This is a genomic window from Serratia sp. AS12, assembly GCF_000214195.1.
Taxonomy (GTDB): domain Bacteria; phylum Pseudomonadota; class Gammaproteobacteria; order Enterobacterales; family Enterobacteriaceae; genus Serratia; species Serratia plymuthica.
Genome location: NC_015566.1, coordinates 5,072,775 through 5,096,660, shown reverse-complemented (window position 1 = coordinate 5,096,660; position 23,886 = coordinate 5,072,775). Strand labels below are relative to the sequence as shown.

The window sequence follows — 23,886 nt, the reverse complement described above, 5'->3', positions numbered from 1 at the left end:
CTGCCGGGATCGGAGTAAAACTAATTATTTTATGGCTCGTAATTAATCACCCTCCTAACTTCTGACAACGTTAAACGTATTGCAACAAGGTTCATCTTCGGCTTGGAGTTAAATTGCTATTGATCACACTTTTTTACGTTTGCAGGCAAATCATTGCGCAATTGCGGTGTTGTGAGGCGGTCGGGCAAGGCCGTTGAGGGAAAGCATGTCGATGCATGTACAAAACTTCATCAGCTGCATTAACTATGCTAATTTCATGGCGGGGATTTTCTGCTTATTCTCAGTGCTCGTCGCGTTCGTCGGCGGGCTTTTTTGCATCATGCAAGGGAGTCAAAAAGTGCCTGAGATCACAATTTTAGCTACGCCCCAATCCTCCTCCCCAGCTAATCCCCGGGCGGGATGATGCCTTCAATCTTTCTCCCCGGCACGATAACGGTAATTTGACCCACTTACTGGATAGAGAGTTTCCCTTATGTCACAGCCTATGCTTAAAAAGGATGCTTTTCTGGCGGCACTGACCCGTCAGTGGCAACGGTTTGGCCTCAGTTCTGCACAACAGATGACCCAGCACCAATGGTGGGAGGCGGTAAGCCGTGCGCTGGCCGAGCAGCTTGCTGCGCAGCCTGCGCCGCGCAAAAGCACCAAGCCGCTGCGCCATGTGAACTATATTTCGATGGAGTTTCTGATTGGCCGCCTGACGGCGAATAACCTGATTAACCTGGGCTGGTACGACACCGTCGAACAGGCGTTGGCGGAGCAGGATATCAAGCTGGCGGATCTGCTGGAGCAGGAAACCGATCCGGCACTGGGCAACGGCGGGCTGGGGCGTCTGGCGGCCTGTTTCCTGGATTCGATGGCGACGGTGGAACAACCGGCCACCGGTTATGGCCTCAACTACCAATACGGGCTGTTCCGCCAGTCGTTCAGCGAAGGTCAGCAGCAAGAAGCGCCGGATAACTGGCAGCGCGAAAGCTACCCGTGGTTCCAGCACAATGCCGCGCTGTCGGTGGATGTGGGTATCGGCGGAAAACTGGAAAAGCTGCCCGGTGGCCGCGAACTGTGGCGCCCGGCGTTTACCCTGCGTGGCGAAGCCTGGGATCTGCCGGTGCTGGGCTTCCGTAATGGCGTAACCCAACCGCTGCGCCTGTGGCAGGCGACCCATCAGCACCCGTTCGATCTGGGGGATTTCAACGACGGCAAATTCCTGCAGGCGGAGAAGCAGGGAGTAGAAGCCGCCAAGCTGACCAAGGTACTGTACCCGAACGACAACCATCAGGCGGGCAAGCGTCTGCGCCTGATGCAGCAATATTTCCAGTGCGCCTGTTCGGTGGCGGATATCCTGCGCAAACACCATCAGGCCGGCCGCAAGATTGAAGACCTGCCTAAGTATGAAGTGATTCAACTCAACGACACTCACCCCACCATCGCCATCCCGGAAATGCTGCGCATTCTGCTGGATGAGCATCAGTTGGAATGGGATGCCGCCTGGGCGATCACCAGCAACACCTTTGCCTACACCAACCACACCCTGATGCCTGAGGCGCTGGAGTGTTGGGATGAGAAGCTGGTGCGCAGCCTGCTGCCGCGTCATTTCTCCATCATCAAGCAGATCAACGCCAACTTCAAAAATCTGGTGGATAAACACTGGCCGGGTGACAAGGCGGTGTGGGCCAAGCTGGCGGTACACCATGACAAACAGGTGCGCATGGCCAATCTATGCGTGGTCAGCGGTTTTGCGGTCAACGGCGTAGCGCAGCTGCACTCCGACCTGGTGGTGAAAGACCTGTTCCCGGAATATCACCAGCTGTGGCCGAACAAATTCCACAACGTCACCAACGGCATCACGCCGCGCCGCTGGCTGAAACAGTGTAACCCGGCGCTGTCGGGGCTGATTGACGAGACGCTGAAGGTCGAGTGGGCCAACGATCTCGACGCGCTGAAAGGGCTGGAAAAATATGCCGATGACGCGGCGTTCCGCCAACGTTATCGGCAAATCAAACGCGATAACAAAGTCGCCTTGGCAAACTATGTGCACGGCGTAATGGGGCTGACGCTGAACCCGGACGCCATTTTCGATGTGCAGATCAAGCGCCTGCACGAATACAAACGCCAGCATTTGAACCTGTTGCACATTCTGTCGCTATATCGCCAACTGCGCGACAACCCGAATCTGGACATCGTGCCTCGGGTGTTCCTGTTCGGGGCCAAAGCGGCACCGGGCTACTATCTGGCGAAGAACATCATTTATGCGATCAATCAGGCAGCTGCGATGATCAACAACGATCCGCGGGTGAAGGATCGGCTGAAAGTGGCGTTTATTCCTGATTACCGCGTTTCCGTCGCTGAATTGATGATCCCGGCGGCGGATATCTCCGAGCAGATCTCTACCGCCGGCAAAGAAGCGTCCGGCACCGGCAACATGAAGCTGGCGCTGAACGGCGCGCTGACCGTCGGTACGCTGGACGGGGCCAATGTGGAGATCGCTGAGCAGGTGGGCGAAGACAACATCTTTATCTTCGGTAATACCGTCGATCAGGTGAAGGCGCTGCTGGCCAAAGGCTACGACCCGCTCAGCTACCGCAAGAAGGACAAACACCTGAAGGCGATCCTCGACGAGTTGGCGAGCGGCGCATTCAGCCATGGCGACAAGCACGCCTTCGACATGATGCTGCACAGCTTGCTGGAAGGCGGTGACCCTTATCTGGTGCTGGCCGACTTCGCTTCGTACTGCCAGGCTCAACGGCAGGTAGATGAGCTGTATCGTGACCAGGACGAATGGACACGCCGCACTATTCTTAACACCGCGCGGGTCGGTATGTTCAGTTCGGATCGTTCGATCCGCGACTACCAACAGCGTATCTGGCAAGCCAAGCGTTAAGGAGAGCGAATGGATCGCAAGCGCATCGATCAGGCGGCCGCTCAGGCGGGTATTGCCGCTGATTATATTAACGCTCATGGGAAACAGCAGGCGATCGCGGAGGAGACCAAGCGCAAGCTGCTGGAGGCCATGGGGCGGAGTGCCGCACCGCTGGAGGCTGCGGTGACGCCGCTGCCGGAGGTCAAGGTGTTCTATCAGGGCGCGCCGGTGGCGTTGCCGCTTGCGGGCAGCGGCGAGTATCTCTGGACTCTGCTGCGTGAAGACGGTGGCCGGCAACAGGGGCGCGCCAGCGCGCGTAAAACCCTTACCCTGCCGGGCGAGTTGCCGGCGGGTTATCACCAACTGACGCTGACCCAGGACGAACGGCAGTGGCAGTGCCGGTTGATTGTTGCGCCGAAACGCTGCTTTGAGCCGGACGCGCTGCTGACCGGACAAAAGCTGTGGGGCGCTTGCGTCCAGCTTTACACCCTGCGCTCCGATCGTAACTGGGGTATCGGCGATTTTGGCGATCTGCGGCAGATGGTGGAGCAGGTTGGAGAACGGGGAGGCGCTTTTGTCGGGCTGAACCCGATCCACGCGCTGTATCCGGCGAACCCGGAAAGCGCCAGCCCGTACAGCCCGTCATCGCGACGCTGGCTGAACGTGGTGTATATCGATGTGAACGCGGTGGAAGAGTTCCAGCGTAGCGATGCGGCGCAAAAATGGTGGCTGAAACCGGCCACGCAAAAACAGCTGACCAAAGCGCGCAGCAGCGAACAGGTGGATTACAGCACGGTGACGCAGCTCAAGCTGGCGGCGCTGAAGCTGGCGTTCCCGTTGTTCCAGGGGCGTAAAGCCGGTGACGAACAGCGTCAGGCGTTCGAGCAGTTCGTTGTCGACGGTGGCGCCAGTCTGTATCAGCAGGCGGCATTTGACGCATTGCATGCTCATCTTGCCGCCGCTGACGGCAGCCTGTGGGGTTGGCCGGCCTGGCCTGAGCAATATCGGCAGGGCGACAGCGCCGCAGTGAAGCAGTTTTGCCGGCAACAGCAGGATTCGGTGACCTTCTATCTGTGGTTGCAGTGGTTGGCCGCCAGCCAGTTTGCCGACTGTTTCCGCCTGAGCCAACAACAGCAAATGCCGATTGGCCTGTACCGTGATTTGGCGGTGGGCGTGGCGGAAGGCGGTTCGGAAACCTGGTGCGAGCCGGATCTTTATTGCCTGAAAGCGTCGGTTGGCGCGCCGCCGGACATTCTGGGCCCGCTGGGACAAAACTGGGGGCTGCCGCCGATGGATCCGCACGTGATGGCGGCGCGGGGTTACCAGCCGTTTATCGACCTGTTGCGCGCCAATATGACCAGTTGCGGTGCGCTGCGCATTGACCACGTAATGGCGCTGCTGCGCCTGTGGTGGATCCCCTACGGCGAAACCGCCGACCATGGCGCTTACGTGAAATACCCGGTGGATGACCTGTTGGCGGTGTTGGCGCTGGAGAGCCAGCGTCACCGCTGTATGGTGATTGGCGAAGACCTCGGTACCGTGCCGGTCGAGATTGTCGCCAAGCTGCGTGACAGCGGCGTCTATTCTTATAAGGTGCTGTATTTCGAGCGTGACGGCGAGAACCACTTCCGTGCGCCGCAGGCCTACCCGGTGCAGGCGATGGCGACCATCACCACGCATGACCTGCCGACGCTGCGCGGTTATTGGCAGAGCGGCGATCTGCAGCTGGGCAACCAGCTGGGGCTGTATCCGGATGCGGAGATCCTGAAAGCATTGTTTGCCGATCGTGAACGCGCCAAGCAGGGGTTGCTGGACGGATTGCATCATTATGGCTGTGTGCCGCAGAAGGTGGGCAAGAAGGCGGCGTTGCTGAACATGAGCCCGCTGCTGAACCGTGGCTTACAGCGCTATGTTGCCGACAGCGCCAGCGCACTGCTGGGCCTGCAGCCGGAAGACTGGCTGGACATGGCAGAACCGGTCAATATTCCCGGCACCAGCGATCAGTACCCAAACTGGCGGCGTAAACTGAACAAAACGCTTGAGGAGATGTTTGCCGATCAGCAAGTTAACCGGCTGCTGAAGGATTTGGACAAGCGGCGGCGCAAGGTGTCGGTAGGGTGACAGAGAAGAATTCTTGTACTAAAGACGAGAAATAGGAACCTTGGCTTTCATTCTTATGATAGATACCCAAATTAATTGGAGTTGCAGCTCGGCGGCGAGTGCTTGCATCCCCAGGAGCTTACTCAGGTAAGTGACTGGGGGGGCACGCATGCAGCCAACAACGCTGCAACTTCAAGTAAGAAGGGTATCAGTAGTAAGAGTGCTCGCCGCGCTGATGCTCGGTCAGATCGCGCACGCCTTTCAGCTCAGGGAACTTCTGCAACAACTCTTTCTCGATCCCTTCCTTCAGTGTTACGTCGACCATTGAACAGCCGTTACAGCCGCCGCCGAACTGCAGGATCGCCAAACTGTCGTCGGTGATTTCCATCAGCGTTACGCGGCCGCCGTGGCCTGCCAGCTGTGGGTTGATCTGCGATTGCAGCACGTATTCAACGCGTTCCATCAGCGGGGCGTTGTCGTCGACCTTGCGCATTTTGGCGTTTGGCGCTTTCAGCGTCAGCTGCGAACCCAACTGGTCGGTGACGAAGTCGATTTCGGCGTCGTCCAGATAAGGCTTGCTCAGCTCGTCAATATAGGCGGACAGCTTTTCGAATTTCAGCTCGGTGTCTGTCGCTTCCACGGCATCCGGCGGGCAATAAGAGACACCGCATTCGGCCGTAGGCGTACCCGGGTTGATCACGAATACGCGGATTTGGGTGCCTTCTTCTTGATTTGCCAGCAGTTTGGCAAAGTGTTCCTGTGCGGTATCTGTTATACGAATCATAGCATTAGCTCAGTAGTTGACTTCTATTGTCGGTTATAATACGCCCATTGCGGTGGCACTACAATGTGCGGCAAACGCACCAGATTTGTATCGATGCCGCCCCTTGCCGCAGCAAGAGCCTGGTGATTTCCGCCACCGTGCTGCCGGTCGTCACCACATCATCCAACAGGGCAACGTGTCGGCCTGCCAGCGGCTCATGGCAACGAAAGGCGCCACGCAGGTTGCGTCTGCGCATACGGGCAGGCAACTGCTGCTGTGGAGCGGTTTTTCGTACCCGCCTCAGAGCGGCAGGGCGATAATCGCAACCCAGCCAGTGCGCCAGCGGCCGCGCCAGCAGATCGCTCTGATTATAGCCGCGTCGCCAGCAACGTTTAGCCTGCAAGGGTACCGCTAAAATCACATCGGGTCTGTTCAGATACTGCTCTCTGTGTGCCCGTTGCCAGTTTAGCAATATCAGCCGTGCCAGCAGCGGCGCCAGTTCCGGCGCGTGCTGAAACTTGAATTTTTTGATCAGTTGACGAAGCGGCGCGACGTAGTCGCCGACGAACACCAGCGCCTGCCAGGGCGGTGGCCGTTGCAGGCAGCGACCGCAGGGGTGTGCGGCGTCGCCGGCGGGCAGGCCGCAGCAGGGGCAGCACAGCGGTTTGGCCGGCAGATGGCGCAGGCAGTAACTACAGATGCCGTGGCGGCTGAGGCATAATGGCTGCCGGCATAGCCAACAGCGGCTGTGGATTGATAGCATGGCCGTCCTCCCTGACGGATGAGAATGAAAGGACAATAACTGATGACAGCGCTGTACTGGCAAACAATAGGTGAAGGTGAGCACGATCTTGTGCTGCTGCACGGATGGGGACTGAATGCGGAGGTGTGGGGTTGCACGCTTGAGCGGCTGACGCCGCATTTTCGCCTGCATCTGGTCGATCTGCCGGGCTATGGCCGCAGTCAGGGATTTGGCGGCATGTCGCTCGCGCAGATGGCGGAGATCGTGCTGGCTGCCGCACCGCCACAGGCATGGTGGTTGGGCTGGTCGCTCGGCGGGCTGGTGGCCGGCCAGATTGCGCTGACGCAGCCTCAGCGGGTACGCGGGCTGATCACCGTGGCTTCCTCGCCGTGTTTTGCCGCGCAGGACGACTGGCCGGGGATTCGCCCAGAGGTGCTGAGCGGTTTTCAGCATCAGTTGAGTCAGGACTTCCAGCGCACCGTAGAACGCTTTCTGGCATTACAAACCTTGGGCACGGCAAGCGCACGGCAGGACGCCCGCCTGCTGAAATCGGTGGTGTTGAATCAGCCGATGCCGAGCGTCGAGGTGCTGAACGGCGGCCTGGAGATGCTGCGCACCGCGGATTTACGCCTGTCGATGGCCGAATTGACCCTGCCGCTGCTGCGTATATACGGGTATCTGGACGGGGTGGTGCCGCGCAAGGTCGCCGGGTTACTGGATGTCAGTTGGCCGCATTCATCGTCGGTCGTCATGGCGAAAGCGGCTCATGCGCCCTTCATTTCTCACCCTGATGAATTTGCCGAGATTATCCGCACCTTTGTGACCGAAGGTGGCATTCCGCGCTAAAACGCACAATAAAGCGCTAAAGAAATGGCCGCTCAGTGGATAAAAAAGAAACCTGTTCGATACTTAGTGGGGTGGATGCGTTGGCTGAAAACTGAAAAACCGCTCGCGGATTTTTTCACTTTGACGTTTCGTCTCTGGGAAAAGGATTCTCGTCAGGGAAAGCAACGAGGTCTGAAGATGTCACGGCAGCCGGTGTTATTACGCATGTACCCCTGGACGGCTTTCATAACAAATAAATGTTCCCTTGAGAGGTATGGTAATGAAATCTTTGAAAATGATTATTGCAGCGTTGGTCGTCGGTTCCGTGTCTTTCAGCTCCCTGGCGGCAACCTTGCTGACCAAAGAAGATCTGGACAAGAATCCGGGTAAATACGAGAAGATCGGTACGGTAACCACCACCGCGCAAACCACTTCGCCGATGGATGCTAAAGAAGAACTGTCCAAACTGGCGGATGAAAAAGGCGGTCAGTATTACGTGATCATTGCCGGCCGCGAACACGGTAAGTTCAGCGCGACAGCCGAAGTGTATAAAGACAAGTAATCATTCTTGATTAACAAGGGGCGCATTTCGTACTGCGCCCCGGTTTTTAGCGTTTTAACCGATACACCACCGTATCGCACCCCTTGCCCTCCGGGCAACTTTTGCAACTGCCGCTCAGACAGGCGCTGTTATCCTGCTCAACCCGTTCCACTTTTCCCATCGCCGTTAAACGTTCCAGCATCGCCAGCACCAGCGGCAGTGGGGTAGTCAACTGGCGGCTGAGTTGTTGCGCCTGAGCGCTGCCATGCAGCGCCAACGCATCGCGGATCTGCAGCAGGCCGGCCATCAGTGGCAGTTACCCTGGGCATCCTGGCAACAGGCGGCAGGCGTAGCCTTGCCCAGACGCACCGTTACCCGGCTGCGCGCCCGGTGCAGGCAGAACAGGATCAGCAGATTAAACAGCGCCACGATGGCGACGGCCGTCAGGCTGTAGCGCGGATGCTGGCTGAAGGTGGCTGTCTGGTAAAACAGCGTGGCCAACGAGTAGGCCACGTTCAGCCCCCAGAGAATGGAGAACGTCATCCAGCCGCGGCTGGATTCACGGGCGATAGCGCCCATCACCGAGACGCAGGGCACGTACAGCAGCACAAAGATCAGGTAACTGTAGGCGGAGATGCCGGAGCCGAATTTGCTGCTCATCATGCCCATGGAACTGACGCCCATTTCCCCGTCGCCCTTGCTGGCCTCGATGGGGTTGGACAGCACGCTCAGGCTGAAGGTGTCTTTCAGCCCTTGCCAGGTGGTCTCCACTGCGCCGCTCAGTTCGCCCAAAAGGGTAAAGTTGGCGGCATCAAACTCGGTGTTATTGATGTGTTCAGCGGTGTACAGGGTGTTCAGCGTGCCGACCACCACTTCTTTCGCCATGGCCCCGGTCACCAGCCCAACGGTGGCTTGCCAGTTGTCGCTGTGCACGCCCATCGGTTGCAGCAGCGGCGTCAGGAGCTTGGACACCGACGCCAACGCGGAATCATTGATGTTGTCTACCGGCTTGCCGCTGAACGTAAAGCTGTTCAGGCCGCCGATGAAGATGCTGGCGATCACGATCACTTTCCCGGCGCGCAGCACAAAGCCTTTCAGCCGCTGCCAGGTTTGCAGCAGCAGGCTTTTCAGGTGCGGCACATGATAAACCGGCAATTCCATGACGAACGGCGAAGCTTCGCCGCGCATGATGGTGTACTTCAGTACCAGCCCGGTGAGGATCGCCACCACGATGCCGAGCATATACAGCGAGAACACCACGCCCGCACCGTCCTGGCCGAAGAAGGCGGCGGCAAACACCGCAAAGATCGCCAGCCGGGCGCCGCAGGACATGAACGGTGCCATCATGATGGTAATCAAGCGTTCGCGCGGGGCATCCAGCGTGCGGGCGCCCATGATGGACGGCACGTTGCAACCGAAGCCGACAATCAGCGGCACGAAGGATTTACCGGGCAGCCCAAGCGCCTGCATCAGGCGGTCCATGACAAAGGCTGCACGCGCCATGTAGCCGGAGTCTTCGAGAAAGGACAGAAACAGATACATCATGCCGATTTGCGGCACCAGCGGCAGCACGGTGTTGATGCCGCCGCCGACGCCCTGCGCCAGGAAAATCGTCAGCCATTCAGGAAAGTGCAGGCTGTAGCCCAGCCATTGGATGCCCTGGATAAAGATTGCCGCCGAACCGATATCAAAGATCGGTTGCAGCGCGCCGCCGAGGTTGATCGCCAGCAAGAACATCAGGTACATCACCAGCAAAAAGATGGGCACCCCCAGCCAGCGGTTGAGGATCACCCTGTCCAGCGTTTCGGTCAGGCGGTTTGGCATCGCCTGCTGCGAGTTGCCGACCGCATCACACAGGGTGGCTATCGACTGATAGCGTGCATCGGCAATCACCAACGCAGGATCTTCTTGTTGCTGCTGTTGCAGCGCCAGCCTGGCGGCAGGCAGCAGGGCGGTGGCGTTGCCGGCCAATTGATGGCCGTAAATATCGCCCTCCAGCATTTGCAGCGCCAGCCAGCGGCGTTGTTCCGTCGGCAGCGCCTCCGGCATGGCATCGCTCAGGGTAGCCATTTCCTTCAACAGTACCGGTGGATAGTCCACCAGCGCTTTCAGATCGTTAAACCGATGATGGTCGATTATTTGCTTCAACGCCCCGATACCGTCGGCCTTGGTGGAGATCAGAGGCACCACCGGGCAGCCGAGGCGTGCCGACAGCGCAGCGATATCAATGTCGATTTGCTGGCTTCTGGCGATATCCAGCATGTTCAGCGCGAGGATGCAGGGGATACCCAGTTCCAGCAGTTGCAGCGTCAGATACAGGTTGCGCTCAAGGTTGGAGGCGTCGACGACGTTGATCAGCAGATCGGCATCGCCGCTCAGGATGTAGTGGCAGGCGATTTGCTCGTCGAGCGAGGTTTGCTCCGAGATGGTGGTCAGCGAATAGGTGCCGGGCAGATCGACCAGTTTGACCTGGGATTGCGGCGTGGTGAACTGGCCTTCTTTACGCTCTACCGTCACGCCTGCCCAGTTGCCGACCCGCTGGCGAGCCCCGGTCAACTGATTGAACAGCGTAGTTTTACCGGAATTGGGGTTGCCTATTAAGCCAATAGTGAGTTTTTTCATCATTTCGCGTGATATCAGTCAATGGACATTGAGCCGGGCGGTGGGGCGCGGCCGGGGCACGAGGGCGCAGAGTCAGGATTGGCCGTCGAGCAGGATCAGGGCCAAATCTTTCCTGCGCAGCACCAGGCTGACGCGGCGGGTTTTTATTTCTATCGGGTCCCCCAGCGGCGCGACGCGCACCACCTCGAACGATGAGCCAGGCAGCATGCCGAGCGATAACAGCTTCTGGCGATAGGCCGGACCGATGTCATTGGAGAAACCGGCAATTTTATAAGAGCGTTTAGGTTGAAGATGCATATAACCTTCTCAGAGCCCCTGGTCTTGGGCCGATGACGATAAAAGAACGTTCCAGACGAAGCGTCGCGATGAGGATCGCAGGCTGCCGACGTTTTCAATCCATGAGGTAATGCAGTGAACACGCAACGCAATAATAGTGAGAATAGTTATCGTATTCAATACAAAAAGTAGGGGTATTGGTAACCAACGGTTATAGCACCGACACTTAGCGATCGGATTGCCTGATGCCTTTATTTCTATCACCTGGTCTGCAGGGGGGCAAATGCGAATGGCGAGTTAAATCAGTTACGTAATTGCAGCGATTTTTTCTGATTTGCAAAACTTAACGACAGATTGAGTGGTTTTTAGACGGTGTGGCGGCGAGCCTGCGTTTTATTCGGTAACATCTTGTCTGCGGAATACGAGCGCTAACCATTTGTGTTTCGCTGGGAAATGCCAAAATGAAAACGCCATGTTAATAACGGTGTTAATGAACCGGGATTCGACGTTATTTTCAGGCTTAAAAACCGGGCATTTATCGCTCAGGAAAAATAAGCGGGTTTATTGAGGCGGGTCAAAAAATAGCGACGCTATTTTTTGAGAAAGGGCGGAGCCGGCTCCGCCCTGTGTACCTTTGGTCTTTCCGTATGCAGCACTGCGCCAGTGACAGGGGCGAATGTATTCGCCCCGGCCGTGCCGTGCACCTGCTATTTCTTACCGAATGCCGCAGCCAGCGCATCACCCATGGCGCTGTTGCCGGCCGGTGAACTGTTGCGCGGTTTGGCCTTATTGGCCGGCGCGCGGGATGGGGCATCCTTCGCCGGTGCATTGCCGCCACCGCGACGTGGCGAACCTTCACCCGGTTGCTCGTCCAGACGCATGCTCAGTGCGATGCGCTTGCGCTGCAGATCCACTTCCATCACCTTCACTTTGACGATGTCGCCGGCTTTCACCACGGTGTGCGGATCTTCGACGAACTTGTCCGCCAGCGAGGAGATATGCACCAAGCCGTCCTGATGTACGCCGATATCCACAAAGGCGCCGAAGTTGGTGACGTTAGTGACCGAACCTTCCAAAATCATGCCCGGCTGCAGATCGTTGAGGGTTTCCACGCCCTCGGCAAAGGTGGCGGTTTTGAATTCCGGACGCGGATCGCGGCCCGGTTTCTCCAACTCTTTCAGGATGTCGGTGACCGTCGGTACACCGAATTTGTCGTCGGTGAAGTCGCTGGCCTTCAGACTGCGCACTGCTGCCGGGTTACCCATCAAATCCTGCAGCGCCTGCCGGGTGGCGGCCAGAATGCGTTCGACCACCGGGTAGGTTTCCGGGTGAACGGTTGAGGCATCCAGCGGGTTGTCGCCGTGGTTGATGCGCAGGAAGCCGGCGCACTGTTCAAAGGCTTTCGGCCCCAGGCGGCTGACTTTCAGCAGTTGTTCGCGGTTGCTGAAGCGGCCGTTTTCATCACGCCAGGTAACGATGTTCTGCGCCATCATGCGCGTCAGGCCGGCCACGCGGGTCAGCAACGGCACTGAGGCGGTGTTCAGATCGACGCCGACGGCGTTTACGCAGTCTTCCACCACCGAGTCCAGTTTTTTCGCCAGTTGGCTTTGGCTGACGTCGTGCTGGTACTGGCCGACGCCGATGGATTTCGGGTCGATTTTGACCAGCTCGGCCAGCGGATCCTGCAAACGGCGGGCGATGGAGACGGCCCCGCGCAGCGAGACGTCGAGGTTCGGGAATTCCAGCGCCGCCAGTTCGGAGGCGGAATACACCGAGGCGCCGGCTTCGCTGACGATCACCTTCTGCGCTTTGACGTCGCTGAACTGCTGCTGCAATTCAAGGTAAAAACGCTCCGTCTCACGCGACGCTGTGCCGTTGCCGATAGCAACCAGCTCCACTTTGTGTTTGATGCACAGCGCGGCGACGATGGCGGCGGCTTTTGCGGCCTGGCCGGTGTGCGGGTAGACGGTATCGGTGGCAACCAGCTTGCCGGTTGCATCCACCACCGCCACTTTTACCCCGGTGCGCAGACCGGGGTCCAGGCCCATGGTGGCGCGCATGCCGGCCGGTGCGGCCATCAGCAGATCCTGCATGTTACGGGCGAAAACGTTGATGGCTTCGTCTTCCGCGCGTTCGCGCACCGTGCCCATCAATTCGGTTTCCAGATGCAACAGCACCTTGATGCGCCAGGTCCAGTTGACCACCGCTTTGCGCCAGGCGTCGGCCGGGGCGTTATTCAGGCGCAGGTCGAGGTGGCTGATGATGATTTGCTCCGCCTGGCTTTCGCGCGGGGCTTCTTCAAACTGCGGATCGGCGTTCAGCGCCAACTGCAGCACGCCTTCGTTGCGGCCACGGAACATCGCCAATGCACGGTGTGAAGGCACCAGGGCAATAGGCTCATGGTGATCAAAGTAGTCGCGGAACTTGGCACCGGCTTCTTCTTTGCCTTCCACCACTTTGGACACCAGGTGGGCGTGCTTCCACAGGTAGTTACGTACCTTGGCCAGCAGCGCGGCGTCTTCGGCGAAGCGCTCCATCAGGATGTAACGCGCGCCGTCGAGGGCGGCTTTGACATCCGCCACGCCCTTGTCGGCGTCAACGTAGCCTTCGGCCAACTGTTCCGGCTGTTGCTGCGGATCCTGCCACAGGGTGTCGGCCAATGGCTCCAGGCCGGCTTCGATAGCGATTTGGCCACGGGTACGACGTTTGGGTTTGTACGGCAGGTAGAGGTCTTCGAGCTCGGTTTTGCTTTGCGTGGCGTTGATCGCCCCCGCCAGCTGTTCGGTCAGTTTACCCTGCTCGTCGATCGATTTGAGGATGGTCTGACGGCGGTCTTCCAGTTCACGCAGATAACCCAGGCGGGTTTCCAGCTGGCGCAGTTGGGTGTCGTCCAGGCCCCCGGTGACTTCCTTACGATAGCGTGCGATAAAAGGCACGGTATTACCTTCATCCAGCAGACGGATGGCGGAGTCAACTTGCTCCGGCCGGGCCTGCAGTTCTGTTGCAATAATGCGGCTCAGTGGGTCATTCATAGGTCTGGTATCTGTTGAGAACGGTTAGGAAACAGGGGGACAGTTATACGGATTGATCGGCAAAAATGCCAGTGGCGCTGCCCGTCTTTGCCCGATGCGCCGAGGTTACGCGGGGGGCCGCTGCCGCAAGCCCCGCGGGACAGCGGCCACCTGCGCGGCCGCTCGGAAAAAACCGAATCTTACTTCACGTACTCGATCTCATTCACATACCACAGCGCATCGCCCACCGGGGTGTTGACGGTGGCGGCATCCCCCACCTCTTTTTTCAGCAGGGCGCGGGCCATCGGCGAATCGATGGAGATGTAGTCCCGGCGGCCAAAAATTTCGTCGTAGCCCACAATGCGAAAGCGCTTGCTCTCGCCATTCTCATTTTCCACTTCCACCCAGGCGCCGAAGAACACCTTGCCTTCCTGCTGCGGCGAATAGTCGACAATCTTCAACTGCGCGAGACATTTGGTCAGGTAGCGGACGCGGCGATCGATTTCCCGCAATCGTTTTTTGTTGTACTGGTAATCGGCATTTTCACTTCTGTCGCCGAGACTGGCGGCCCAGGTCACTTTCTTGGTGACCTCCGGTCGCTCTTCACGCCAGAGAAAGTCCAGCTCTTGCTTGAGCTTGTCGTAACCCTCGCGGGTTATCAGCTGCGTTCTCATTGTTTTCTGCCTTATGGGGATTTCAAAGGTTGCATGACGGTGCTTTGGCTTGGCGTTGCTGGATGCAATTAGCGCTCAATAAAGCATCGGCTCGCAAAATTGCCGACCGCTGACGTTTTTTATCGCCTCGCCTGAGTTACACTGCCGAACCAGCCGCCCGGCCGCAACTTGAAATTTATGGGGCATCGCCCTTGGTCGATTAACGGCGTTATCCCAAATTCAGTCTAAAAATATCGGGATTTTGACGAACCGTCGCCGGCATTTTGATGAAAATTGTTGATAAATGGGCAAAAGAATAAGCTTTGTAACAATTTCGTCTAGAATATATACCATTAAACGCTGTCCGAAATGACAGGGTTTTTTAACAATATTCACGTCAGGCAATAAAGCCTTTGGGAGTAATACAATGCAAGAGAATCATAAGATTCTGGTCGTCGATGATGACATGCGCCTGCGTGCGCTTTTAGAGCGTTATTTAACCGAACAGGGTTTTCAGGTTCGCAGCGTCGCCAACGCTGAGCAAATGGATCGCTTGCTGACTCGTGAATCTTTCCACCTGATGGTGCTGGACCTGATGTTGCCGGGTGAAGATGGGCTGTCCATCTGCCGCCGTCTGCGTAGCCAGAGCAACCCGATGCCGATCATCATGGTGACCGCCAAAGGCGAAGAGGTCGACCGTATCGTTGGGCTGGAAATCGGCGCCGACGACTACATCCCAAAACCTTTCAACCCGCGTGAACTGCTGGCCCGCATCCGTGCGGTATTGCGCCGTCAGGCCAACGAACTGCCAGGCGCGCCTTCGCAGGAAGAAGCGGTGATTGCCTTCGGCAAATTCAAACTGAATCTGGGCACCCGTGAAATGTTCCGCGAAGATGAGCCTATGCCATTGACCAGCGGTGAGTTTGCGGTGTTGAAGGCGTTGGTGAGCCATCCGCGTGAGCCGCTTTCGCGCGACAAGCTGATGAACCTGGCGCGCGGCCGTGAATACAGCGCGATGGAACGCTCCATCGACGTGCAAATTTCCCGTCTTCGCCGCATGGTTGAAGAAGATCCGGCACATCCACGCTATATCCAGACCGTTTGGGGTCTTGGCTACGTCTTCGTCCCGGACGGCAGCAAGGCATGAGACGATTGCGCTTTTCACCGCGTAGCTCGTTTGCCCGAACCCTGCTGTTGATCGTCACCTTGCTGTTCGTCAGCCTGGTGACGACCTATCTGGTGGTGCTGAACTTCGCCATCCTGCCCAGTTTGCAGCAGTTCAACAAGGTATTGGCCTACGAAGTGCGTATGCTGATGACCGATCGGTTGCAGCTGGAAGATGGCACATTGCTGGAAGTGCCGCCGGCGTTTCGCCGTGAGATTTACCGTGAGTTGGGGATTTCCCTGTACACCAACTCGGCGGCGGAGGAGAGCGGGCTGCGCTGGGCGCAGCACTATCAATTCCTCAGCCAACAGATGGCGCAGCAGCTCGGCGGGCCGACCGACGTGCGGGTGGAAGTGAACAAGAACTCCCCGGTGGTGTGGCTGAAAACCTGGCTGCAACCTGATATCTGGGTGCGGGTTCCGCTCACTGAAATTCACCAGGGCGATTTCTCGCCGCTGTTCCGCTATACCCTGGCGATTATGCTGCTGGCTATCGGCGGTGCCTGGCTGTTTATCCGTATCCAGAACCGCCCGCTGGTGGAGTTGGAGCACGCGGCTTTGCAGGTGGGCAAAGGCATTATCCCGCCGCCGCTGCGTGAATACGGCGCTTCGGAAGTGCGTTCGGTGACGCGGGCCTTCAATCAGATGGCATCGGGCGTCAAGCAACTGGCCGACGACCGCACGCTGCTGATGGCCGGCGTTAGTCACGATCTTCGCACGCCGCTGACGCGTATCCGCTTGGCGACCGAGATGATGAGCACCGAAGATGGCTATCTGGCGGAGTCGATCAATAAAGATATCGAAGAGTGCAACGCCATCATCGAGCAGTTTATCGACTATCTGCGTACCGGCCAGGAGATGCAAACCGAGCTCAGCGATCTGAACTCGATTCTGGGCGAAGTCGTGGCGGCCGAGAGCGGCTATGAGCGGGTTATCGAAACCGCCATTGCGCCGGGTGAACTGATGATGAATGTGCATCCGCTGTCGATTAAGCGTGCGGCGGTGAACATGGTGGTGAATGCGGCGCGTTACGGTAACGGCTGGATCAAGGTCAGTAGCGGGCGTGAACTGCAACGCGGTTGGTTCCAGGTGGAGGACGACGGCCCGGGCATCAAACCTGAAGAGCTGAAACACCTGCTGCAGCCGTTTGTCCGCGGCGACAGCGCGCGCAGCACCAGCGGAACCGGGCTTGGCCTGGCGATCGTGCAGCGCATTATCGACGGTCATCACGGCGCGTTGGATATCGGCACCAGCGAACGCGGCGGGCTGTTGATCAGGGCTTATATTCCGTTGCCGATGGAGAAAAAAGAGTCGGTCAATGGGCATCAGGCGGCGAAAGAGAACGCATGATACCTGCTGACAGAGGGCCGTCTCGCTGCGGCCTCGTCAGGGTTTTCTGCTCATCACGTAGTATTCTGCCGCTTCTTCATGCAGGCGACGGGTATGCCCCATTAACCAGGGATCGGTGAGGGTGACACCGCTGTGTATAAAGTCCTTGGTGTTACGCGTGGCCAGGGTAGCGCCGTAATGCAGGCATGTTGCGGCTATCTGATTATCAATAATGCTGACGGTCGTGCCCCGACGGCGATTGGCACCCATTAATTCCGCATGCCGTATGGCGCACTCGGCGTCAAAGGGCAAAATCCTTTCTACGAACTCTTCTTGCAGCATTGTGCTGAGATTGTTTTGCAATTCAGTCTGCTTTTTACCCTCGGGCATACAGGCAACGCCGGTATAGAGTTCTGCAACCACGATCGCGCTGAGATAAAATTCGTAGGTATCCTGCTCATCCAGCCATTTTAAAACATTGTAGTGAGGGGCTGGACGCAGTAGTTCAGAAACCACGTTAGTATCGAGAATGATCATACCTGGTCATCATCATCGTCAAAGGTGACAATGCGCGCCGGGGTTTTATCGCGCGGTGGGATCTCCAGCTCAACGCCACCCAACTCGGCAAAATGTTGATGGATACGCGTTCCCAGCCCATAGCGCGGCGGTTTTTTCACCAGAGCCTGTTTCAAAATCATGCGTGCTTCCTCCTCCATGGAGTGGCCGTTTTTCGCTGCCGAAATACGCAGCAATTCCTTTATGTCATCGTCCAGATTTCTGACGGTTATGGTAGCCATTGAAATCTCCTTTGCTGTCAATGATTGCACTGCATTATCATCTCGCTTATCTGGCTAAAAAACAACCGTTAAAAATAAAAAAAGGCGTGGAATCCACGCCTTAGCTGAAGCTGTAAAAAGAGAAGGTTACAGTTTTGGACCGGCGCTGACCAGCGCTGCGCCCGCAGGCGTATCGGTATATTTGTCGAAGTTGGTGATAAAACGCTCGGCCAGATCCTGCGCTTTTTCCTGCCACTGTTCAGGGTTGGCGTAGGTAGCGCGTGGATCCAGGATATCCGGGTTGACGCCCGGCAGTGAGGTCGGCATCGCCAGATCGAAGATTGGCAGAGTAATGGTTTCTGCCTTATCGATTTCACCGTTGAGGATTGCGTCAATAATGCCGCGGGTATCCTTGATGGAGATGCGTTTGCCGGTGCCGTTCCAGCCTGTGTTCACCAGGTAGGCTTGTGCGCCGGCGGCCAGCATGCGTTTTACCAGCACTTCAGCATACTGCGTTGGGTGCAGCGTCAGGAAAGCTGCGCCGAAGCAGGAGGAGAAGGTCGGGGTTGGCTCGGTCACGCCGCGCTCGGTACCGGCCAGCTTGGCGGTGAAACCGGACAGGAAGTGGTACTGAGTCTGGTTCGCGGTCAGGCGAGAGACCGGTGGCAACACGCCGAAGGCGTCCGCAGTCAGGAAGATCACCTTGGTGGCATGACCCGCTTTGGAAACCGGCTTGACGATGTTGTGGATGTGGTAGATCGGGTAGGAAACGCGGGTGTTCTCGGTTTTTGAACCGTCGTTGAAATCTATGGTGCCGTCTGCCAGCACGGCAACGTTTTCCAGCAACGCATCGCGCTTGATGGCGTGATAGATTTCCGGCTCGGCTTCTTCAGACAATTTGATGGTTTTGGCGTAGCAGCCACCTTCGAAGTTAAATACGCCGTCGTCATCCCAGCCGTGTTCGTCATCGCCAATCAACTGGCGTTTTGGATCGGTGGACAGAGTGGTTTTGCCGGTGCCGGACAGGCCGAAGAACACGGCCACGTCGCCTTTCTCACCCACGTTGGCCGAGCAGTGCATGGAAGCGATGCCTTTCAACGGCAGCAGGTAGTTCATTATAGAGAACATACCCTTTTTCATTTCGCCGCCGTACCAGGTGCCGCCAATCAGCTGCATGCGTTCGGTCAGGTTGAACGCGACGAAGTTTTCCGAGTTCAGACCCTGCTGCTGCCAGTTCGGGTTGGTGCACTTGGCGCCGTTCATCACCACGAAGTCCGGCTCGAAATCCTGCAACTCTTCGTCAGACGGGCGGATGAACATGTTTTTCACGAAGTGTGCCTGCCAGGCTACTTCAGTGATAAAGCGCACTTTCAGACGGGAGTCGGCGTTGGCGCCGCAGAAAGTATCTACTACAAACAGACGTTTTCCGGAGAGCTGCGTGGTGACCAGCTGTTTCAGGTCTGCCCAGATTTCAGGGCTGAGGGGTTTGTTGTCGTTTTTGCCTTTACCTTGATCGGCCCACCAGACGGTGTCGCGGGTGATGTCGTCACGGACGATGTATTTATCTTTCGGGGAACGGCCGGTAAAAATACCGGTGTCGACGGATACGGCGCCCAACTTGGTCACGACCCCACGTTCAAAACCCTCCAGAGACGGGTCTGTTTCTTCCTTGAACAGCAGTTCATAACTCGGGTTGTAAACGATTTCGCCGACGTTATGAATGCCATAAGCGGCCAGCTCCTGAGGGGTTATACCTTTAACACGCATGTCACTACTCCTTGGTCACAGAATTTCTGGCGCCAATTGTAGGGATTCAGCAGCGCGTAACCGCGATAGGTATCAAATAATTAACGTTTTAGGCGGTTTTTCGTTACGATCTGAGAGATAGTCCACGGAAAAAAGCAAGCGTGCAAACGGGGAAAACCGGCAGGTGCAGGGTGCACCCGCCGATGCGAGGTGTTACTTAGTGCAACTGTTCGCTTTCGCCGGTATTACCGGTGTACAGTGCTGCAACATCCACTGCGTCAAAGACATAGTGATTGCCGCAGTAGTCACAGTGCATATCGATATTGCCGTCCTGCTCCAGCATTTGAGCCACTTCTTCGGCCGGCAGCGTAATCAGGGCGTCAGCGCAACGCTGGCGTGAACAGGTGCAACGGAAGATCACGTCCTGCGGTTCGTAGAGGGTGACTTCTTCCTGATGGTACAGGCGATACAGCACCTCATTGGCCGGCAGGCCGAACAGTTCTTCGCTTTTCACCGTGTTGGTCAGTTGCACCAGATGATCGAAATCATCGGCATTGCCGTCTTGCGCCGGCAGTACCTGCAACAGCATACCGCCCGCAGCCGGTTTGCCCTCTGACTCGCCGGTACGAATGAACAGGCGGGTTGGCAACTGCTCGGACTGACGGAAGTAGGCTTCAAGGCACTCGGCCAGGGTTTCGCCTTCCAGCGCGACCACGCCCTGATAGCGTTCGCCTTCGGTAGGCGCGATGGTGATCACCATGACGCCGTTGCCAATCATCTGATGCAGCGTGCTGTCGTCAGCAATGTCGCTCTGTACGCGCGCCACGCCCCGCATTTCCTGGCGATTGTTGCCGTTAATCACCGCCAGCTTCAGTGGACCGTCGCCCTGCACTTGCACGGTGATGTCGCCGTCGAACTTCAGGGTTGCCGTCAGCAGGCTGGTGGCGACCAACAGTTCACCCAACAGCTTTTGTACCGGCGCCGGGTAGTCGTGATTGTTCAGTACCTGCTGATAGGTTTCGCTGACGGTAACCAGCTCACCGCGCACCGCGTAGTTTTCAAACAGGTAACGGTGCAATTGGTCATGGTTGGACATAGTTTTCTCTCATTGCGGTGAGGGCTTATTCCTGCTCACCAAATTTAAATTTAATCAGGTCGCGCCGCTCTTTCTTGTCCGGACGGCGGTCCGGGTGCGGCATGGTCAACGCATTCATCTTGCGCGCGATCGCCATTTTCTCTCGGTTGGCGATACTGGCCTCGGTTTCCTGATACATTTGCTGCGCCTCGTCGGCGCCGCGCCTTTGACCGGTGAGGGCCAGCACGATCACTGTGCGTTCTTCATTGCCCTGGCGCAGTCTGATCTCTGCATTGATCTCGACAATTTTGCTCGGCTTGCCGCGTTGTCCGTTGTAGTGCACCTTGCCGCCGTCGATCATGTCCCGCGCCAGCGCGCGAGTCTTATAGAAACGAGCCGCCCAGAGCCATTTGTCCAGCCGGACCGCGTCGTCCCGCGTTGCTTTTTCTTTCATCGTTTGCCCTTTTCCAGCGCCGGTATCAACAGGCGGTAGTCGCGCATCGACGGATAGTGCCGGAAGGTTTTCTCCGCCATGCTGGAATCCGGGTTCTGTACGCCCAGGCAGTAGCGAATGCCAAAACTGCGGGCGGCGTCCAAAATAGGCTCGCCGTCATCGATAAACAGCGTGCGCTGCGGATCAAAACCGGTGTGCTGCTGAACGGCCTGCCACAAACGCTGATCTTCTTTCGGATAACCAAATGTGTGGGTGGAAAGCAATAAATCAAGGTGCCGATCCAAACCGGTATGCTCAATTTTTACCGCCAGGCTGTGCGGATGGGCATTGGTCAGCAAAATAGTCTGATGGCCAGCCGCGCGTAAGGCCTGTAAAAAGGGCTCGGTATCCTCGCGCAGACGGGCGCGGTTGCCCACTTCGCTGGTCATGCGATAAATGTCCAGATCGAGCCGTTCGCTCCAGTAATCGAAGCAGTACCAATTCATGGTGTGCTGCACCGCCACATATTCCTGATGAATAATCTGGCTTGCTTCGTCGAGCGGGATAGCGCGTTGTTCGCTTAATGCCTGTGGCACGAGACGCAGCCAAAAATGGCTGTCGAACTCCAGATCGAGCAGGGTGCCGTCCATATCCAGCAGGACGGTGTCGATCTCATGCCAGTCAAACTCGGGAACCATGAAAACTCCATAGGCGAACCGTCGGCGGTCCGCAGGATAAGGATAATAGCGTTAGCGTAGCATAAGCTGATGACAGGGCCGAAATCGGCGAGTGACTCAGGCCATCGGCCGCAATGACATTGGGGTGAGCTGCGGGTTAAAGCAACTTTCGTAGTAGCGCTGGATATCGGCGATACGGTGCTGGTTGAGGCGATAACGCTGCGCGAACCGCCAGGAGTTGTAACCCAGAATGACCATGACCGCCAGCAACAGCAGGCTGGTGCCCAGATAGCGCCACAGGGTGATCATATCCGGTTCGCTATGCAGCGCGATGTGGCGGGTGCCGTTGGCATCGACGCTGATGTTGGTGATGACGCCCTGGGCTTCGAATGGCGTATGCAACAACATGCCGGCAAGGCGTTGCAGTTCATTCCACTGCTCAAGCGCATTGTATTCGTTTAACGGCACCGCCGGCTGCGGGTGGTTCACCAACTGTTTGCCTTCATCGCTGCTGATCAGGAAGCCACCCGGTGGCGGGCTGTTAAGCGCCGCTGCGGCCTGCCGGGTTTCGTTGTACACGAACGAGGAGGCGGCAACTTTGGTCAGGCTTTCCAGCGATTCGGCGCTCACCGGCCGGAGCAGGACGTTAACCCCTTGCAGCGAGCCTGATTTGGCGCGTTTCACCAGGGTATTCCAGTTTTTGACGTTACCCAGGTTCACCAACGCATTCTTGAGCCGGACACAGTCATTTTCCGCTTGGCACAGATCCTGCGTTTTCAGCACGATACCGGAAAAATCATCCAGCAGTATCATGCCCGACTTTTCAATTGCGCTGGCCAGTTGCGGGTTGAGCTTCTGTTCGGCAACTTCAGGATGCAGCTGGGTATTCACTGCCGCCAGCAACGCCGAGGCCTTGTCGATGACTTCCGACTCCGGTTGCGGCAGCGGTGCGGCGGTGTTCCAGTAAATTCCCGAGCAATCGAAAGGCATAAAGTTGGAGGCGTTTGTGCCGTTGGTCAGCGGTGGCACATAACACATGCCGTTACCCTGGGCTTTCAACTGGTCCCCGATGCGCAAGGTTGTGCCTTCCAACGCTTGCACATTGGTCACCTCAATTTTTTGCGCGCCTTGCAGCCAGGCCGTGCTCAGCTTCAGCGGCAGGCTCAGCGGGATATAGGTCAGCAGTAACACCAGTATCAGCAACGAACTGGCCATCAGAACCGCGTTTTTGCCCCATTGCTGCAGCGGGAAATTTTTCACCTCATCGTGCAGGGAAAGAAACCGCCCCTGACGCACCACCTGACGGTTAAGATAGATATCTACGTCGGTGGTTTTCCCCAGATCCTGGGTGATGTAAGGCTGCCAGTGCGGTGGGTAAATCAGATCGATGATACCGAGCGAGATGTTGCTTATCTGCCCCTGATTGGATTCGCCAAACAGTCCCCAACGTTTTGGGGTGCCACGCAGGCAGTGCACCTCTTTCAGTTCACGCGCGGCCGGCTGGCGGAACAGGTTCCAGCAGCCCCAGGCGATGGTCAGCACGGCGACGAAAATCATCCAGGGAATGACCAACACCGGGCTTATCAGGCTGAAAAACAGCAACAGCAGGGCGGCGGAGATGATGCCGGCTTCCTTGATGCCGTTCGGGCGATTCAACGTGTGTTCTTCGGGGGTTTCCTTACGGATGTTCACCAACTCGATGTGTTCGCTTTCTTCCTTGCGGATCGAGGCGTTTTTGGCTGGCGTTGCCGTCACTACCGGCGGTTGCGGCCGATCGTGGATATGATCTTTCAGCGAATGCCCATTGAGTGAAATGACCAGGGGCAGCGTCTGGGTTTTTATCACTTCAACGTGGTTATCGGCGCTGATGTATTGCTCCCAGAACGGCGGCAGATGCACTTCTTCGGCATCGAGATAATAGCGCCACTTATTGGGTTCATCGCTGGCCAGCCCATAGCGAGTAATGGCGTGGGTGACGGGATAAACGTTATCGCTCTGTGGGGTCAGCGCCAGTTTGGCGGAAGGCAGCGACGGGCTGCTGCCGGGCAACAGTTTGTTGCTGAGCATATTCTGCAGACTGAGATAATGCTCAACAGCCATGCGTTCTTCGCCGGACAGCTTGCGGTGCGTGGGTTTGATAAAGGGCAGGGCACGTGTCAGCATCGGCTGATTGCGGGCTTTAAACCAAAGATACAGGCCGGCGGCAATCAGGCAGGCAAGCACTAAGGCCAATATCAACGCTATTGTGCTCATGCTATCCCCATCTTGCACCCGTGAACCTCACCAACCTGATGAA

Annotated in this window: 20 protein-coding genes; 6 read left to right on the top strand and 14 right to left on the bottom strand. The window is 57.3% G+C overall.

Going from position 1 to position 23,886, the window contains the following annotated elements:
- Positions 1 to 472: 472 nt before the first annotated feature.
- Together malP and malQ are read left to right on the top strand one after the other, a co-directional pair.
- Positions 473 to 2,878 (top strand): maltodextrin phosphorylase, encoded by a 2,406-nt coding sequence (gene malP / locus SERAS12_RS23615; protein ID WP_013814856.1) that lies wholly within the window; start codon positions 473 to 475, stop codon positions 2,876 to 2,878.
- Between the two features lie 9 nt (positions 2,879 to 2,887).
- Positions 2,888 to 4,978 (top strand): 4-alpha-glucanotransferase, encoded by a 2,091-nt coding sequence (malQ, locus tag SERAS12_RS23610; RefSeq protein ID WP_013814855.1) that lies wholly within the window; start codon positions 2,888 to 2,890, stop codon positions 4,976 to 4,978.
- A 187-nt stretch (positions 4,979 to 5,165) separates the two neighbouring features.
- On the opposite strand, the gene nfuA is transcribed toward malQ, so the two are convergent.
- A complete protein-coding gene (gene nfuA, locus SERAS12_RS23605) occupies positions 5,166 to 5,741 on the bottom strand; it encodes a Fe-S biogenesis protein NfuA (RefSeq protein ID WP_012147309.1) in 576 nt (191 codons plus the stop codon).
- Positions 5,742 to 5,799: 58 nt separating this feature from the next.
- Positions 5,800 to 6,483, bottom strand: a complete 684-nt coding sequence (gene gntX / locus SERAS12_RS23600; RefSeq protein WP_013814854.1) for a DNA utilization protein GntX — start codon at positions 6,481 to 6,483, stop codon at positions 5,800 to 5,802.
- Positions 6,484 to 6,525: 42 nt separating this feature from the next.
- Between gntX and bioH the strand changes: the two genes are divergently transcribed.
- Both bioH and SERAS12_RS23590 read left to right on the top strand, forming a co-directional pair.
- Entirely contained in the window at positions 6,526 to 7,308 is a 783-nt protein-coding gene (gene bioH, locus SERAS12_RS23595) for a pimeloyl-ACP methyl ester esterase BioH (RefSeq protein WP_013814853.1), read from the top strand.
- 259 nt (positions 7,309 to 7,567) lie between these two features.
- Positions 7,568 to 7,849, top strand: coding sequence for a YdgH/BhsA/McbA-like domain containing protein (locus tag SERAS12_RS23590; protein WP_013814852.1), 282 nt, complete (start codon positions 7,568 to 7,570; stop codon positions 7,847 to 7,849).
- Positions 7,850 to 7,895: 46 nt separating this feature from the next.
- Here SERAS12_RS23590 and SERAS12_RS23585 read toward each other — a convergent pair whose 3' ends face one another.
- The 5 genes from SERAS12_RS23585 to greB form a co-directional block, all read right to left on the bottom strand.
- The gene (locus tag SERAS12_RS23585) at positions 7,896 to 8,135 is read right to left on the bottom strand and encodes a FeoC-like transcriptional regulator (protein ID WP_013814851.1); all 240 of its coding nucleotides are present in this window, start codon (positions 8,133 to 8,135) and stop codon (positions 7,896 to 7,898) included.
- The gene (gene feoB / locus SERAS12_RS23580; RefSeq protein WP_041416659.1) at positions 8,135 to 10,450 is read right to left on the bottom strand and encodes a Fe(2+) transporter permease subunit FeoB; all 2,316 of its coding nucleotides are present in this window, start codon (positions 10,448 to 10,450) and stop codon (positions 8,135 to 8,137) included. The genes SERAS12_RS23585 and feoB overlap by 1 nt, the downstream gene beginning before the upstream one ends.
- 72 nt (positions 10,451 to 10,522) lie before the next feature.
- Positions 10,523 to 10,747, bottom strand: a complete 225-nt coding sequence (feoA, locus tag SERAS12_RS23575) for a ferrous iron transporter A (protein ID WP_004951370.1) — start codon at positions 10,745 to 10,747, stop codon at positions 10,523 to 10,525.
- Between the two features lie 686 nt (positions 10,748 to 11,433).
- Positions 11,434 to 13,758, bottom strand: a complete 2,325-nt coding sequence (locus SERAS12_RS23570) for a Tex family protein (RefSeq protein WP_013814849.1) — start codon at positions 13,756 to 13,758, stop codon at positions 11,434 to 11,436.
- A gap of 179 nt (positions 13,759 to 13,937) precedes the next feature.
- Positions 13,938 to 14,411: a transcription elongation factor GreB gene (greB, locus tag SERAS12_RS23565; protein WP_013814848.1), complete on the bottom strand. Its 474-nt coding sequence runs from the start codon at positions 14,409 to 14,411 to the stop codon at positions 13,938 to 13,940.
- 406 nt (positions 14,412 to 14,817) lie between these two features.
- On the opposite strand from greB, the gene ompR reads away from it, so the two are divergent.
- A complete protein-coding gene (gene ompR / locus SERAS12_RS23560; RefSeq protein WP_004709363.1) occupies positions 14,818 to 15,537 on the top strand; it encodes a two-component system response regulator OmpR in 720 nt (239 codons plus the stop codon).
- A complete protein-coding gene (envZ, locus tag SERAS12_RS23555) occupies positions 15,534 to 16,904 on the top strand; it encodes a two-component system sensor histidine kinase EnvZ (protein ID WP_013814847.1) in 1,371 nt (456 codons plus the stop codon). The genes ompR and envZ overlap by 4 nt, the downstream gene beginning before the upstream one ends.
- Before the next feature lie 36 nt (positions 16,905 to 16,940).
- On the opposite strand, the gene SERAS12_RS23550 is transcribed toward envZ, so the two are convergent.
- From SERAS12_RS23550 to SERAS12_RS23520, 7 genes are all read right to left on the bottom strand, one after another.
- Positions 16,941 to 17,420: a type II toxin-antitoxin system VapC family toxin gene (locus tag SERAS12_RS23550; RefSeq protein ID WP_013814846.1), complete on the bottom strand. Its 480-nt coding sequence runs from the start codon at positions 17,418 to 17,420 to the stop codon at positions 16,941 to 16,943.
- Positions 17,417 to 17,680 carry a plasmid stabilization protein gene (locus SERAS12_RS23545; RefSeq protein ID WP_013814845.1) on the bottom strand — a complete coding sequence of 88 codons (264 nt, stop codon included), beginning with the start codon at positions 17,678 to 17,680 and terminating at the stop codon, positions 17,417 to 17,419. The genes SERAS12_RS23550 and SERAS12_RS23545 overlap by 4 nt, the downstream gene beginning before the upstream one ends.
- 126 nt (positions 17,681 to 17,806) lie before the next feature.
- Complete coding sequence (gene pckA / locus SERAS12_RS23540) at positions 17,807 to 19,426, bottom strand: phosphoenolpyruvate carboxykinase (ATP) (RefSeq protein ID WP_013814844.1); 1,620 nt, start codon at positions 19,424 to 19,426, stop codon at positions 17,807 to 17,809.
- 196 nt (positions 19,427 to 19,622) lie between these two features.
- Positions 19,623 to 20,501, bottom strand: coding sequence for an Hsp33 family molecular chaperone HslO (gene hslO / locus SERAS12_RS23535; protein WP_004951344.1), 879 nt, complete (start codon positions 20,499 to 20,501; stop codon positions 19,623 to 19,625).
- A 25-nt stretch (positions 20,502 to 20,526) separates the two neighbouring features.
- On the bottom strand, positions 20,527 to 20,934 hold the full coding sequence (gene hslR / locus SERAS12_RS23530) for a ribosome-associated heat shock protein Hsp15 (protein WP_013814843.1): 408 nt from the start codon (positions 20,932 to 20,934) through the stop codon (positions 20,527 to 20,529).
- Positions 20,931 to 21,611, bottom strand: coding sequence for a GMP/IMP nucleotidase (gene yrfG / locus SERAS12_RS23525; RefSeq protein WP_013814842.1), 681 nt, complete (start codon positions 21,609 to 21,611; stop codon positions 20,931 to 20,933). The genes hslR and yrfG overlap by 4 nt, the downstream gene beginning before the upstream one ends.
- Positions 21,612 to 21,707: 96 nt before the next feature.
- A complete protein-coding gene (locus tag SERAS12_RS23520) occupies positions 21,708 to 23,843 on the bottom strand; it encodes an intracellular growth attenuator family protein (protein WP_041416468.1) in 2,136 nt (711 codons plus the stop codon).
- Between the last annotated feature and the right edge of the window lie 43 nt (positions 23,844 to 23,886).